General features: G+C 48.4%; 2 protein-coding genes (1 of these 2 running past the window's edge). Both read left to right on the top strand.

Going from position 1 to position 17,049, the window contains the following annotated elements; genetic code table 11:
• A protein-coding gene (locus TERTU_RS10330; RefSeq protein WP_015817303.1) for a non-ribosomal peptide synthetase crosses the window boundary here: on the top strand, positions 1 to 10,407 show its 3' portion. 2,343 nt of this gene lie to the left of the window's left edge; 10,407 of the gene's 12,750 nt are visible here — the last part of the coding sequence; the start codon falls outside the window, past its left edge; the stop codon is at positions 10,405 to 10,407.
• Positions 10,404 to 17,048 carry a non-ribosomal peptide synthetase gene (locus TERTU_RS10325; RefSeq protein WP_015820954.1) on the top strand — a complete coding sequence of 2,215 codons (6,645 nt, stop codon included), beginning with the start codon at positions 10,404 to 10,406 and terminating at the stop codon, positions 17,046 to 17,048. Before TERTU_RS10330 ends, TERTU_RS10325 begins: the two co-directional genes overlap by 4 nt.
• Position 17,049 lies beyond the last annotated feature (1 nt).

The following is a 17,049-nucleotide window of genomic DNA, read 5'->3' as shown; positions in this document are numbered from 1 at the left end:
TTGTTTCCAACTGAATGTCTTGCTCAGCTGTCTTTTTTGAAATGGTTAGTGATTGGCGGCGAATCGGCGTCGACAGAAACGGTACAAAAATTATCGCAGTTAGTGAAGCACGGGACTAGTGTGGTTAATCACTACGGCCCCACTGAAGGTACTATCGGGTCGACAACCTGGCAGCTGGGTGCGACGTATACCGGACAAACAATGCCCGTAGGTCGACCATTACCCCATGTACAGACTTACATTTTAAATCGATATATGGAACTGGTGCCAGACGGAACTGAAGGTGAGCTTCACATAGGCGGGCAAGGTGTTGTTAACGGATATCATAATCGCAGTGAACTGACTTGCGAACGTTTTTTGACAAACCCATTCGGTGAGGGCCGACTGTATAAAACCGGCGACCGGGTGCGGCGAGCCAAAGACGGAAATATTGTATTTCTTGGCCGAGTTGATAATCAGGTCAAATTAAGGGGCTATCGCATAGAATTGCAAGAGGTTGAGAGCTGCCTGGCTTCTCTGGAAGGTATCTCCGCTGCAGCAGTTAAGATTACCGAAGATCAAGCGACCGGCAGTGAGCGGATTTCTGCTTACGTCGTATTTGCGGAAAACACAGAGAGCAAAACTACGGAATTTCTTCTGCAAGAGCTTGCCCTGCTTTTACCAGAATATATGGTGCCTGCTACGTTAGCCGTAGTTGACACAATGCCGCTCACCGCAAACGGTAAAATTGATCGCACAGCCTTACCAGACCCCGAAGCGTCAACCGACACAAACAGCTATGTAGCACCAGTCAACCACATTGAAAAACTTTTGGTAGAGATCTGGGCGAAAATTCTCAAAGTAGAGGCTTCCACCTTAAGTACCACTGCGAATTTCTTTGAGTCTGGTGGCGATTCTATTCTTTCCATTTTAATGATTTCACAGGCAGCTAAAACCGGCCTTTCTATAACCCCGAAATCAATGATGGCCCACCAGACCATCCAGTCCCTGGCGCCCCACGTTGTTGAAAAAAACGTTAACCGTTTGTCGGCTACAAGTGAGCCTGCAAAAGGGAGCCAGATATTGTTACCGGTTCAGCATCGATTCTTCGAGCACCGTACGGATATGAGTCACTATAATCAATCGGTGCTATTGAGTGCGGCCAAGGAATTCTCCTTAGACCAGTTGACGGCCATTGTGAGTGAACTACTACAAAAACACGATGTTTTCCGTTTGAGATTTAATGTTACTTACGAAGCAGTAAGTGCGGAATATGTACCGTTTACTAACGTGATACTGAGTGAGTGCGTAGAAAATATTCACGTCAACGGGTTTGGAGATGCGGCGTTTTCCGAACACTTGGATACCGTTCAACGTAGTCTTTCTATTAGTGATGGCCCTCTGATCCGTTTCGTTCTGTTCTCGGCGGAGAGTGAGGCTCACTCGCGAATTTTAATTGCATGTAACCACCTCGCTATTGACGGCGTATCCTGGCGTATTCTGTTGAGTGATTTAGCCCACCTGCAGCAAATTCAAGGTAATGATGCCGCAGTGGCTCAATGGCGAAGTCTCCGCACAGAAACTTATCAGGCGTGGGGCAAAAAATTATCCGATTTTGCTACAACCAAAAAGATCACCGCGTCAGCAGCGAATTGGCAGCACCTCGCCGAGACTAAGGCACCAGAAACGCTCAATCCCAGTGTTGCAGAGCGAGCCTACCATAAAGATGCGGTTGAAATTCAATTCGAACTGGATGAGCCTCTAACGCAAGCGCTACTAAAAACAGCGCCAAATTTATATCGCGCCAGCGTGCAAGAGCTGCTCCTTACAGCGTTGACCCACACATTATCAAATATTTTTCATACAGCGGAACTGCAAATCGATCTGGAAGGCCACGGCCGGGAGCCTGCATTGATTAGCGGCACGCCGATGGATGTCAGTAATACTATTGGTTGGTTCACGTCCGTCTATCCTGTTCTGATAAGCCAGCAAAACACCTCTATTTTTGAAGCGCTTGCAGGAGTCAAGGACGCTGTACGCGCAATCGAACATGGTGGCGTTGCTTTCGGGGTTTATAAATACCTTTCACATGATGAATCACGTATTCGCTTCAACACATCCCCAGTAATTTTTAATTATCTGGGCCAGTTCGATCAGGTCAGCGATGAAAATGGCTATTTTAATTTAGCAGAGGAGCAGAGCGGGGTAGAGATTAGTCCGAATCGTCCATTGGCGTACGAGTTAAATGCTAGCGCAATTATTTCCAACAACCGCCTCCGATTCTCACTGTTGTACGATAGCTTGAGATTGTCTTCTGAGCTCATGGGCAAGTTAAATGTGCAGCTGAAAGCATCATTGTTCAACTTGGTTGAGCAATGTAGCAGGGCCGCCAATATTCATTGTTCACCGTCGGATTTCCCCCTTGCCTACCGCCAAACCGAGCATCGCCTTCAGTCACATCAGCTGCAAACTCTGCGCGCAGCAGGCTATCTATTTGCTGTGGAGGGTGCAAATGATGCTTCGACTAAGGTTATCGAGGATATTTACCCGGCCACAGCCATGCAGCGCGGGCTACTCTTTCACAGCGCAATTAATCAGGGCAGCTATGTGTCTCAGCTGGCGATGGATTTCTCAGGCCCACTCGAACTACAGCATTTTAAAGCAGCATGGGAACAAGTCGTTGCGAGGCACGCAATATTTCGCACGTTTTTTATTGGTCTAGATGGCGATGCGGCGTTTCAAGTTGTTAAATCGCGAGTGTCGCTTCCGTTTTATCACGAAGACTTAACAGCGCTGAGCGAAGCCGCGCAAATTACCACGCTCAACACCAAAACACGCGTGGATAAAGAGCAGGGGTTCGATCCTGAACAGGCCCCCCTGATGCGAGTTACGGTCTTTACCCTGGCCAAAGACCGACATCGGGTGTTGTGGAGCCGGCATCACGCATTGAGCGATGGTTGGAGTTCTCAACAGGTCTTTGGCGAGGTGACCCAAGCTTATTTGTCCTTATGCGCTGGGCAGGCTGAGTCCCTGCAAGAGGTGCATCACTATTCCGACTATATTGCGTGGTTGCAAAAACAGGATAAATCAGCAGCGGTAGCATTTTGGTCTGAGATGCTGAGTGAGGTTCACTCACCTACTCAAATTGGTGTTGCAGGAGTGGAAACCGAAGTGCAGTCGGACGGGCATAAGCGAGAAGTATTACGCCTCAATGAGTCGAGCAGCGCAGCGCTCAACAAACTCGCTAAATCGTCAAAAACAACCTTGGCAACTGTTGTGCAAGCTGCATGGGGTTATTTATTAAGTCGCTACAGTGGCGATGAAACGGTGTTGTTCGGTGAGACGGTATCAGGTCGGCCTTCGGACCTCGAAGGTGTGGAAACTATGGTGGGGCTTTTTATCAACAGCCTGCCTGTACTCGTAAAAATCGATAACGCGTTGACAGTCGATGCCTGGTTGAAGCAATTGCATCGCGCGGCGATGGACCGCGCCGAACACGGATTTCTACCCCTTGGCGAAATCCAGCAACTGGCCAGTCTATACGACAATCGAGAAATGTTTTCGTCATTGATTGTGTTCGAGAGCCATACAGGTAATTCCGGTAGTAACCTGAGCCCGGCTCACGACGAACTTCATCTGCAAAGTTATGAAAGTGACGAATATACGCACTATGACCTTACCCTGTGTGTTGAGCCCGGGGACAACATTGAGTTCCGGCTTGAATTTAATACTCGCCTGTATTCAAGTTTAATAATTAATCAAATGCTAAGCCATTTGTCGCATCTACTGCATAGCTTCGCCGAAGACAGATTCCAAGAGCTAGCTGATGTAGAGCTCTTAACTGACCAGGAAAGCCATCAACTTTTGGCAGAATGGAGCAGCCCCTCGGTCGAATACTGCCCCTCGCCAACCATTCATCAAAGATTTATCGATCAGGTTGCACGTACACCAGAGGCTATTGCGGTTACCCATAATGGCACATCCCTAACCTACGCAGCGCTGGATAGCTACTCAGATAAAATTGCTGGCTACCTGCATGAACACGGGGTAGGTCGCGGGACTCTGGTCGCAATCTATGCTTATCGATCTGCCGACTTTTTAGCGGCAATCTTGGGCATTATGAAAGCTGGCGGCGCATACGTTCCCCTTGATCCAATCAACCCGCCAGAACGCATTACCTACATGATAGAAAACTCCTGTGCTGCGGTGGTCATTACCGAGTATGCGCTGGCAGCCAATCTTTCGCTGGGTGAGAGCGTCACGATGTTGCAACTGGATAAAGACGCTGAAGCCATCCAAGCGTATGGCCGTCAAGGCCGGCCCGATCTTGAAACCTCCAGTGACGATCTCGCATACATGATCTATACGTCGGGTTCGACCGGATTACCAAAAGGTGCACTGGTGCATCATGCGGGCGCACTCAATCATATTGACGCTGAATTTGATGTACTGGGCTTTATGGATAACAGCGGTCATCTTTTACCGCGCAATTTCTTGCAGAGTGCGGCATCCAGTTCCGATGTTTCTGTTTGGCAGTTTCTCGCCCCGGTTGTTTGCGGTGGTAAAACGGTTGTGTTGGATGATATGACCGATCTGGACAATTTAACCAACCGGTTGCAAACGGAAGAGGTGCATCTTATCCAGTGCGCCCCCGTTGTTTTACAGCTACTCGTGGAATATCTCGCCGAACGTCCTCCAGAGCAACGGGCCTTGCCTGAATTAAAATGGATGATGTGTATTGCGGAAGCTTCGTCGGTAAAACTAGTCAACCGGTGGCTATCTCTTTACCCCCATGTACCCATTATGAATGGCTATGGCCCGTCCGAGGCGTCGGACGACGTAACCTATTACATCGTCGATAAACCTCTACCGGACTCAGAGCGCAATATTTTAATTGGTAAGCCGTTGCCTAATCTCTCTGCCCTTGTGGTGGACAAATCACTGCGCCTGCAACCAATGGGCGTGCCGGGCGAACTTTGTATTTCTGGGGTTGGTGTGGGGCCTGGCTATTGGAACAATCCAGAGAAAACCGCAAGCGCTTTTGTAAAAAACCCGTTTTTTGGCTTAAACGGCGTCCATGGGGAGCGGATGTATCGCACCGGCGACCTCGCACGCTGGCTACCTGATGGCAATCTGGAGTTTATGGGTCGACTGGATAACCAGACAAAGGTGCGGGGTTTTCGTATCGAATTGGGCGAGGTAGAGGCGAGCCTGGCTAAATTGCCAGGTGTTGGTGAGGTCGCCGTGCTCGTGTACCAAGACAGGCAAGGTAAAAATGCACTTGCTGCCTATGTGGTCTGGCGAGGTAGTCAGGATTTTAGCGCGCAAGACCTACGCCGGCAGTTGGCGGCTAGCTTACCCGATTACATGATTCCTTCCACGTTTACGCTGATGGAAAAAATGCCGCTCACACCGGCAGATAAAATAGACCGTAAAGCGTTGCCGAAACCGCAACATGAAAGTCACGATACATACACAGCACCCCAAAATGACTTGGAGCGTAAACTGGCTTCTCTTTGGGAGGATCTACTTGGTGTGCCACAAGTCGGTCGCGAAGACAATTTCTTTGCTTGTGGCGGCGACTCAATACTGACAATACAACTGGTTTCCAGAGCGAGAAAGGCGGGCATTCATTTACGTCCGAAACAAATTCTCGAATCAGCCTCCTTGGCCGAACTGGCCTCCGTCGCCAGTGATAAAGCAGTTGTGGATGCGCCGCAATACCCGATAACGGGCCAACAGACCTGGCTACCGCTGCAGGCGCGCTGGCTCGCATCCGATCAAGTGGACCGGCATCATTACAATCAGTCCGTGTTGCTCACCATTCCTGAGACGTTTAATTCGAGCATGTTGCGCGAGTTTGTGATTGCGCTATACAGAAAACATGACGTTTTGCGGCTTTCATTAAATTTTAGTGAGCAGCACAACCCAAATGGTGAATACAGTCCCTACCAAACATCAATGGTCGATGCGGCAGTCTCTGTTGTATCGCTAAGCGAAATCGCCGAGGAGCGGAAACAGGAACAGTTAGTTGGCCTATGTGAGCAGGCCCAGACTTCACTTTCTTTGACCGACGGACACTTACTAAAAGCGCTCTTAATCGACGACGCAAGTCCGGAAAACCGTCGATTGTTGCTGGTGATACACCACCTTGTCGTCGATGGGGTTTCGTGGCGGATACTGAAAGCCGATTTGGAACGTGCTTACTTGCAGATGGCAGAGGGGTTAGAAATCAATCTTGGCAACAAGACATCCTCCTTCCAGCGCTGGTCACAAGATTTAAAGCAGTTTGCTCTCGACAGTTTGGCTGCGCGGGAACAAGCGTACTGGGCGAACCAGGATAGCATTGAAGTTCCAGCTCTGCCGTTCGATCACAGTGTTGCTGCCCCCAAAAATGTATCCGTTGAGTCACAAACGTTCCGTATATCGGAGTCCGTAAGTCAAGCGTTGGCGAGCTCCTGCCATCACGCCTACCAAACCTCAGACGATCACCTATTTCTGTCTGCAATCAGCGAGGCACTTAACGAGTGGAGCGGAAATAAGCGGTTTCGCATTGAGTTCGAAAGTCACGGACGCACACCCTTGTTAGATTACCTGGACGTGAGCGAAACCCTCGGTTGGTTTACTTCCACATACCCGCTGGTGATTGAGTTACCAGAACTTAACAATGACGAGACATTGTTGGTAGCAGTCAAGGAGCAGGTTAACGCGGTACCCAACCTGGGTATTGGCTACGGATTTCTGGCGGCGTCGCCGGCTAAACCGGCCCCAATTGCCTATAACAATTTGGGTCGTATTACAGACGGTGGAGCCTCAGAAAACTTTAGCCTAGCGTCGGAAAGTTACGGCAACGAGGTGAGCGCGAGCCGAACGCGCGAATTTCCATTGTCATTCACGCTGCAGCAAAAACAAGGCGTTTGGGAAATTACGCTGCGTTACAGTGCGTCAGAATTCAATGAATCGACAATAGCGCAACTTGGCGAACGTACCATAGCCGCGCTATCTCGCTTGGTTGATCATTGTCAGTCCCGCGATAGCAGACGGCATACACCCAGTGATTATTCATTAGCCCAGGCAACCCAGGGCCAACTGGATAATTGGTCGAGCAATTACAAAAATTTTCGAAACCTCTATCCATCGACACCAATGCAGCAGGGTATGTTGTTCCACAGTGCGCTGGATAGTTCCGCCTATTGCTCCCAGTTGGTTTTGGATCTGGTTGGGAATCTTGATTTACCCGCATTTCGTGCGGCCTGGCAACGTGTGGTAGCGCGGCACGATATCTTTCGCACAGCGTTCGTCGGTTCTGAATACCTCCAGTTGGTTGTTGAGGAAGTTTCCCTTCCATGGAACGAACTGGATTACCGAGACATGGACGATGCAGCCCGCGCGCAGGCTTTTAGTGAGTTTCAGCAGGCAGACAAAAGTGAAGGGTTTGACTTTACTCAGCCGCCACTAATGCGCGTGACGATAATTCGCTTTGAGGAAACCAGATACAGAGTGCTTTGGACGAACCATCATACTCTAATGGATGGCTGGTCATTGCCGATCGTTTTTAGCGAGGTTATCCGAAACTATCAAGTAATAACCCAGACGAGCAGCATAGATCAACAAAACCATCCTGACAAAGGCGTCCAGTTCTTGCTTGATAGCAATGCTACACCGCAATACGGGCGCTATATCGAATGGCTCGCATCGCGCAGCTTTTCTGAGGCTAAAACATTTTGGAACGACTATCTCGCGGGTATAGATGCGCCCACATCACTCGACCTTTTGGCTCGAGAGGTCATGCCTGAAAACGCTAAACCTGGTGATCAACAGGAGTATCGAGCTGAACTCGACAACACGCTTATCGAGCAGCTTAATGCGTGTGCGAAAGCATCGAAAACAACAGTCAATGTTCTCTTGCAGGCGGCATGGGCTTATCTGTTGCACGCATACAGCGGTGAAAAACGTGTTGTATTTGGTGAGACAATCTCTGGTCGGCCGGGAGAACTTTCCGGCGTAGAAGATATCGTTGGTTTGTTCATTAACAGCCTCCCGGTAAGTGTTTCTTTTGAGACCGACATGGATATTCAAACCTGGCTTTCGCACCTGCATCGCGATGCCTCGTGTCGGTCAGATCACGGTTACCTTTCCCTCTCCGAAATACAAGCCTCGACCGGCGTTGCAGCAGGCCAGGATTTATTTAATACACTACTGGTGGTAGAAAATTTCCCGGTTTCGGATCAATTGACAAGCGTTGAAGGACTCAATATTGAGAACGTACTTGCCGATGAACAAACAAATTTCGACCTAACGCTAGTTGTCTACACCGGCGAGCGAATATCGTTGAATTTACGCTATTCTTCCGGTCAGTACAGCGAGTCTACTTTAGAGCGTTTGTTGCGGCACTTTACACAGATCCTCACCAGTTTAACGCATCCGTCATCACGGAAAATCAGTGATATTCAAATCCTCACCAACGGAGAAGCGCAAACGCTAATCGAGTCAACGCCACAGATTCCAGGCAGAAACCTGGATTATGTTGATCCATTAAAACACGTTATGCAAATTCAGCAGATGTTCGAAGCTCGGGCACGAACATCACCTGGAGCGGTTGCACTGCGATTCCAAGATGATGAGACCGGCAGCTTGAGAGAGTTAACCTACCGAGAACTCGATGAGCAAGCGAACAGACTTGCTCATTTCCTTCGTGGCTATTCCATACAACCTGACGTGTTGGTAGGTATTTCTCTGGAACGTTCACCGCAAATGGTCATATCCATCATCGCGGTGCTTAAATCGGGTGCCGCTTATGTGCCTCTTGACCCCGACTACCCGCAGGAACGGCTCGACCATATTGTTGCTGACAGTAAGCTTAAATTATTAATTACCACAAGTGACATAATCGAGCGGGGAAGGCTTCCCAAGTGCGAGACCACAGTATCGTTAAACGATGAGTGTACGATTAACCGTCTGGAATCGATGCCTGTAACGACACCCGAACTGTTGCCGGGGAGTGGAGAGAATAATCTCGCCTACATAATTTATACCTCTGGTTCGACCGGCAAACCCAAAGGGGTTATGGTTGAACACCGCAATATTATTGCGCTCATGCAGAGCGCTGATCATGACTTCCAGTTTACCGCACAGGATGTCTGGACGTTGTTCCACTCTTTCGCATTTGACTTTTCGGTGTGGGAAATTTGGGGAGCACTTGCCAATGGCGGACGATTGTTGGTTGTTCCGAAACGTGTAGCGCAGTCCACTGATGATTTTTACCAGCTTATAGTTGATGAGCGAGTCACGGTTCTCAACCAAACGCCAGGCGCGTTTGAACAATTGAGTCGAATTGATCAGAGCCAACGGCAAGCTCTCTCTCTGCGCTACGTTGTGTTTGGTGGCGAAGCACTGAAGCTTGAATCTTTACGGGCTTGGGTTAACAACCACGGCGACGATTCTCCCGCAATCATAAATATGTACGGTATAACCGAAACTACTGTACACGTGACTTTTCGTCGAATATTGCGCGCAGATATCGAGCAGGGCTTGGGAAGCCCCATTGGATTCCCTATGTCGGATATGCGCGTGTATGTCCTAAACAACTATCTGCAACCAGTACCTGAAGGTTGTTGCGGAGAAATTTTTGTTAGTGGAAGAGGGGTAACGCGTGGCTATCTGCATCGCGATGATCTCACTGCTGAACGATTTGTTAAGTCGCCATTCGAAGCCGACCAAACGCTCTATCGCACTGGAGATATCGGGCGCATTCGGGCTGACGGTGAAGTGGACTATGTAGGGCGTTGCGATAATCAAGTAAAAGTTCGTGGGTATCGCATTGAGCTTGGCGAAATAGAACATCAATTAATGGCGTTGCGTACAGTAAGTTCAGCGGTTGCAGTGGTACACAATCAATCAGTGCTTCTTGCGTATATCGTACCGAGCATGGGTGCAACTACCGACGTTGATCGTCATGTAGGTTTTATCGAAGAGATAAAAACGGAAATACGCCGTCGTTTGCCTGAACATATGCAGCCAGCCCGCTATTTGGTGATTCCGGAACTGCCACTCACTGCACACGGCAAGATCGATTTACGTGCTCTGCCTTCACCTGAATCGTTTATGTCCCGTACCGAGCTGCTTCCATTAACAACGGAAACCGAACGTGACGTGGCCAATATCTGGGCAGAATTATTGGGTATTGATTGCGCATTAATTAGTGCTAACGCAAGCTTTTTCGAGCTTGGCGGGCATTCGTTACTGCTTTTGAAAACAGTTGCCACGATAAATGATGCCTTCGGTATTGAATTGGCCCTGCGAGAAATGCTCGAAACACCCAAACTGATGGACCTGGCGAAGAAAATCGAAACTCGCTTGTTATCACAACGAATTACCTTACAAAATAATGACGAACTACAGGAAGATGAGGTGGAGTCAGTAATATGAATACAGAGTCTTTATTAGTAGAGCTCCACGAAAAGGGCATTAAGCTACATCTGGATGCGGATAAGAATATTCGCGTACGGGGAAAAAAAGATAATCTTACACCGGAATTACTGAGTGAGATTAAGAACTTAAAGAGCGAGCTAATCGCTCTTCTCGATAGCGGATCTAAAATTGACCGCACGGAAATCGCAACTGTTCCCCGCGATCAACCTATCCCCGCGTCGTTTTCACAGCAGCGTTTTTGGTTTATCGATCAGATGGAATCTGGCAGTACCCACTACCACATTCCCGGGGCCATGCGCATCAGAGGTGAATTTTCCGTTAAAACAGCGGAAATTTCGTTACAGCGATTGGTCGAGCGTCACGAGCCTTTACGCACTGTGTTTTCGGCTGGAAACCCGTTACCGCTGCAGCATGTTAAAACCGACTATACGTTTGTCTTGGCTAGCCACGACCTGCGCGCTTTATCTGAGAACGAGCGTCAGCAACAACTTTTAGCCATCATAGAAGCAGACCTAAGCACACCGTTCGATCTGGCCAATGATCTTATGTTGCGCGCGGTTTGTATTTTCCTGAGTGACCATGAGAGTGTATTGTTTTTTAATATGCACCACATCGCGGCAGATGGTTGGTCGATGGGAATTATTTTTAATGAATTTGCATCTATATATAAAGCAGTTAACAGTTCATCGACAATTGAACTTGAACCACTACCTTTTCAATATGCCGATTACGCGCTGTGGCAACAGGAAACCTTGGCCAAATCAGCTGGTTACAGAACGCAAATAGAATACTGGGGACGACAGCTGCAGAACCTCCCACAGTTACACAGCCTGCCAACAGACTTCCCGCGCCCACCAAATCAAACTTTTGATGGCGAAATCAAGGGGTTTGAGTGGAATGCAGACAAAAAGAAGGCCTTAGAAGCTTTCGCTGGTGAGCGTGAAATTACGCCCTTTGTGGTTCTTTACGGCGTATTTTCCTGGCTACTGAATATCTATTCCGACGAGTCTGATATCGTTATTGGTACGCCGGTCGCGAACCGCCTAAGTCCCGAGCTTGAATCTTTGGTAGGTTGCTTCGTCAATACGCTTGTATTGCGTTTGAATGCTGAATTTAGCGGCACATTCGATGAGTACCTGGCAATAGCAAGACAGGTCTATGTTGACGCGCAAGCAAACCAGGATGTTCCTTTTGAGCAGTTGGTCGAGCGTTTAAATCCGGTTCGTAGTACCAGCCATTCGCCACTGTTCCAGATTTTATTTAACATGCAATATGTTTCTGAAGGGGGCGATCAGGCGGAAGCGCTCCAGTTCGAACCTATTACATTAAATCAGCTCTCCGATAAATCTATGGTCGCACAATACGATCTTAGCTTAAACGTTGTTGACTCCCAGCAGGCACTAGGTTTCGAAATAGAGTACAACCGTGACCTTTTTTCAGCTGAACGTATAGAAAGATTCTTGTTACATTTCGAACAGCTCCTGGACAATGTGTTATTGAATTCCGGTAGCAATATATACGATATCAGCGTGCTGTCTGATGAAGAGCAAAATGCCTGCCTACAGCGATTTAATCACCGGAGTACAGTACCGCCGTTAGCTTCCAGTTTACCCGACTGGTTTGCAACTAATGCCGCCCAAACCCCGAACGCTGTCGCGCTGCGATTCAATGACGACACCTTAACCTATGCGGAACTCCACTACGAAGTTAATCAACTGGCCGCCTATTTGATTGAACAGGGAGTGAATAAAGGGGACAGGGTAGGGGTGTGTTTAGATCCCTGCTTTAATTTAATATCCTCGCTATTAGCCGTATGGAAAGCTGGGGCCGCCTATGTGCCTATCGATCCAAATTACCCGGCAAATCGCATAGAACATGTTTTAAACGATAGTGGTATTTCTATACTGATATCGCAATCCAAGATCTGCCCGCAAAGCAGAAAAAACTATCATACGATCAATCTTGATACATTTGCCAATGGCGTACCTGAAACATCGATTTCAAGCTATCCAAACGTGGCGGCAGGAGACTTGGCCTATGTAATCTACACGTCTGGCTCCACGGGGATGCCTAAAGGTGTAATGGTCGAGCATGGCGCGGTGATAAATTTCATTGACGGTTTGCGCAGTGCGCTGCCCTGTGTTGAAAACAGCCGTTGGCTACTGGTTACCAGCTTTTCATTTGATATTGCGCTTTTTGAATGGTTTGGTGCGCTAACCAGTGGCGCCGAGTGCTTAATCGCATCAGCTGAAGAACAAAAAGACCCGTTTCTATTAAAACAATTAGTGGAGCAGTCACAACCGGGCCTGATACAAACCACTCCTTCGCGCTGGTCCCAGCTAATTGATGCCGGTTGGCAGCCATATGACCAGCTCATTGCACTCACGGGCGGCGAACCACTCTCGGACAAAGTTGAGCGTGCTCTAACAGGCAAGGTAAAGAGCTTTTGGAATTGCTACGGCCCCACAGAAGTAACCATATGGTCGTTGGTTAATGAAATTATTAGCGGCGAGAACAGAGCGAAACGTTTTTCACTGGGCCAGAGCCTTGCAAACTACCAACACTTGGCGTTGAGCCCACAATTGAAGCTGGTGCCGAACGGAGCTATCGGTGAGCTTTATATCGGGGGAGATTCACTCGCTCGGGGATATTTAAACCGCGCTGAGCTCACAAATGAACGGTTCATTCCAAATCCATACACCATAGATACTTTAAACCCTCGCCTGTACAAAACAGGTGACCTTGTTCGAATTCACGATAATGGCGTGATTGAATATATAGGCCGCACCGACGATCAAGTGAAAGTTCATGGTTTCCGTATTGAGTTAGGTGAAATCGAGCAGCAACTGAATAAAATAGCGGATATTGATGCAGCAGTGGTTACCGCACGAGCTGGCGCTGATGGTGATAAGCAGTTGATCGGTTATGTGGTTGCCCGGGAATCACTGGAAGAGAAAAATATCCGCCTTGCACTAAGCAAGGTACTACCAGACTATATGATTCCGCATCGGTTTGTATTTCTGGATGCTATGCCACTTACGCCCAACGGTAAAGTGGATAAAAAAGCCCTGCCAGAGCCGGAGGCTGTGCCTGGAAACGACCGATTTTTTCCGCCTGAAACCGATTTACAAAAACAGGTCGCGTCTTTGTGGGCGGAGTTGCTTCAGTTACCCGAGAACCAGATTTCGTTAACGCAGAATTTCTTCTCGTCAGGCGGGCATTCGCTCCTGTCGGTACGCCTGGTTGCCGCGTTGAGAGATGCGCTAAAAACCAATATCACGGTCAAGGATGTTTTTCAACACCCGATCCTGGAGGATTTCGTTGCCTACATTGAAGGCATGTCTACTGAATATACAGCAAACGCTATATTGCCTTTGCCCGAATCGGTAACCGATTATGTTGCATCCTTCGCGCAACAGCGACTCTGGATCATCGACCAGATGTCCGCCAATAGCGCGCATTACAACATGCCTGGAGGTCTTCGCGTCAATGGAGATTTCAACGTTGCAGCCGCAGAGCAAGCGCTCAAAATGCTTGTTCAGCGGCACGAGGCGTTGCGTACCAGTTTTATAGATCGCGATAGCCGTGTATTCCAGATTATTCACAACGATATAGAGTTTAAATTAAAGTGTCTGGATGTAAGTACATTCGACCAAGCCGAACAGGAATCAGCCATAAAAAGCTGTGCGATCGAACAAGTAGAAAAGCCGTTTGATTTAGCGGCAGGACTACTGATTCGTGTCATTTATATTCGTCAGGAATCAGACAAAGGCGTACTCATTTTCAACCTTCACCATATCGCGGCTGATGGTTGGTCGATGAATATTCTAATGGACGAATTTATACGGCTCTACGACGCTGTAATATCCAATCGTGGACTGCCGTTACCGCCTCTGGCTATCCAGTATAAGGATTTTGCGGCATGGCAAACAGACTTCCTTTTTGGCGAGACCGAAAGCCTTAAGCATGCGCGCGATAAGCAATTGTCCTACTGGCAGGGTCAGCTTGATAAACTTCCTTTGGTTCACGATCTCCCAACCGATTTTAAGCGTCCTCAGGAACAGGACTTTGCGGGAAAACACCACAATTTTACTCTTGATAGTGAAGTCGTTCTCCGCTTGAAAAAAATCGCACACGAAAATGGCGCGACCTTGTTTATGGTATTGCACGCGGCGTTTTCTATGTTGCTAGCGCGCTATTCCAACCAAACTGATATTGTGGTTGGTACATTCGTATCTAATCGCACGCAAAAATCCCTGGAGGATCTCGTTGGGTTTTTCGTCAATACACTAGTGTTACGCACTAAATATGACGGAGAATTGAATTTTTCTGATTACTTGAAGCACGTCTCCCAGGTTAACGTTGACGCTCAGTCAAATCAGGAATTACCGTTTGACTATCTCGTTGAAAAAATCAATCCGCAACGTAACAACGCCTATTCGCCGCTGGTACAAATTGTATTCAATATGAATACGCAGCAGATGGAGCGTAAAGACATCGACGGGCTGTCTTTCAGCCCTCTGGAAAATTACGAATCCACTGCGCAATTTGATTTGGCATTGGATGTCAGCGAAACCGAAAACGGTTTATGGCTCGATTTTGAATATGCCACTGCACTGTTTAAAACAGCCTCGATTGAACGTATGGCGCAACATTTTTATACCCTGTTACTGGAGATTTCTGAGCAGGCTAACGCACCACTTAAGTCTTTAAATATACTCGCCCCCCAGGAAGCGGATCACCTAGTACGGGTGCTCGGAGGAACTCAGCAGACATATCCCCAGCACACAAATGTCCAAACCCTGTTTGAGACCCATGCGGTAAGTGCGCCCGACGCGGTGGCCATTGAAAACGATGATGAGACGCTGACTTACGACGCGCTAAACCAGCGTGCGAATCGTTTGGCTCATTATCTGGTCGAAATGGGAATCACGCCCGGCAGTCTGGTTGGTCTGAGCGTAAGCCGTTCACCTCATATGGTGGTTGGCATGCTCGCTGTGCTTAAAATTGGCGGCGCATATGTACCGCTAGACCCCAGTTATCCGCCGGAGCGTTTATCGTTTATGGCAGAAGACAGTGGCATAACCTGTTTATTGTGTGAGGAGGGGCTCGCCAACTTTGGTGCAATCCAATCAGTTGCGCTGGATGACACCACAATCCAGGCGAAAATTGAAGAATACCCAAGTATTAATCTTGAATTGGATGTCTCTGCCAGGGATCTGGCGTATGTGATTTACACATCCGGTTCTACGGGCCAGCCGAAAGGAGTCATGGTTGAACACCGCAGTATTGTGCGGCTGGTGCAACAGGCGGACTTTGTCCAAATCACACCGCAAGACCATGTTGCCCAGGCGTCCAACAATTCATTTGATGCTGCAACGTTCGAAATATGGGGCGCCCTCACCAACGGTGCGCGGCTGGTCTTCGTGACTAAAAATGAATTGTTACATCCGCCAACGCTCAAGCGATGTTTATTCGAGCGCGAAATATCTGTGCTTTTTGTGACTACGGCGTTGCTAAATCAAGTGGCTCAGGCCGCACCAGACACATTCTCCCGTTTGAAACATTGCTTATTCGGCGGCGAAGCTGTCGATAAATCCAGCGTTGACCGCATTCTCGCCGTCGGTAAGCCCGAGCGATTTCTCCACGTTTATGGCCCCACCGAAAACACGACGTTTAGTACCTGGTACGAGATTACCCAGGCCGCCGGAAACTACCCCATCGGTAAACCAGTAAATCAAACGCAGTGTTTTATTCTGGACGAGTTTCAAAGTTTGTTACCCAAAGGCGCAGTCGGTGAGCTTTGCCTTGCCGGCGATGGTTTGGCTCGTGGTTATTTACACCGACCCGATCTTACTGAGCAGCGCTTCGTACCAAATCCCTTTGACACCTTGGAAAATACACGTCTGTACCGTACGGGGGATCTGGTGCGCCTGAACGGATCTGACCAAATCGAATATGTGGGACGGGTTGACGAACAGGTGAAAATACGCGGGTTCCGTATTGAGCTTGGTGAAATAGAGCAACATCTTGCGAAGATGTCGGAGATTAAAGATGTTTTTGTCACCGCCCGCGAAGACGTCCCCGGACAAAAGCGGCTGGTCGCTTACATCGTAATTAATTACGACATTTTTGATGAGGAGGACGAAGAGGACGAAACTTTTGAAGCGGACCTGATAAAAGATATTCGCAATCGACTGTCACAGGCAATGCCCGACTACATGGTTCCCTCGTTTTATGTTCCGCTTGAGCGAGTTCCCCTCACGGTGAATGGTAAAACCGATGTTGCCAAGCTTCCGGTTCCGGACGGTATAACTTCGATGGGCGAATATGTTGCCCCAGAAACAGATACTGAACGAGCCCTGGTTGCTATCTGGAGTGAATTATTACAATTTAATGCCGAGGACATTAGCGTTCAGGGCAACTTTTTTGAACTGGGTGGGCACTCGTTACTCGCGATTAAACAATTGGTCTTGATCAAAAAAGAGCTCGGGCTCGATCTGGATATTAAGGTACTTTTTGAATCAGCCTCTATCCGAGAATTATCAAATTACATCGACGGTCTGGCTGCTCAACGTAATCTTTCCGCGTCGCTAGCTGCGATGGACGAAGACAGTATTGAGGAAATGGAATTTTAAA

It is taken from the genome of Teredinibacter turnerae T7901 (genome assembly GCF_000023025.1).
In the GTDB taxonomy this organism is placed as follows: Bacteria; Pseudomonadota; Gammaproteobacteria; order Pseudomonadales; family Cellvibrionaceae; genus Teredinibacter; species Teredinibacter turnerae_B.
This window is presented reverse-complemented; position numbering and strand designations above follow the sequence as displayed.

What these genes read in the sequence shown, in the direction of transcription:
- TERTU_RS10325 (WP_015820954.1), top strand. Translation starts at nt 10,404, where the DNA reads ATGAATACAGAGTCTTTATTAGTAGAGCTCCACGAAAAGGGCATTAAG.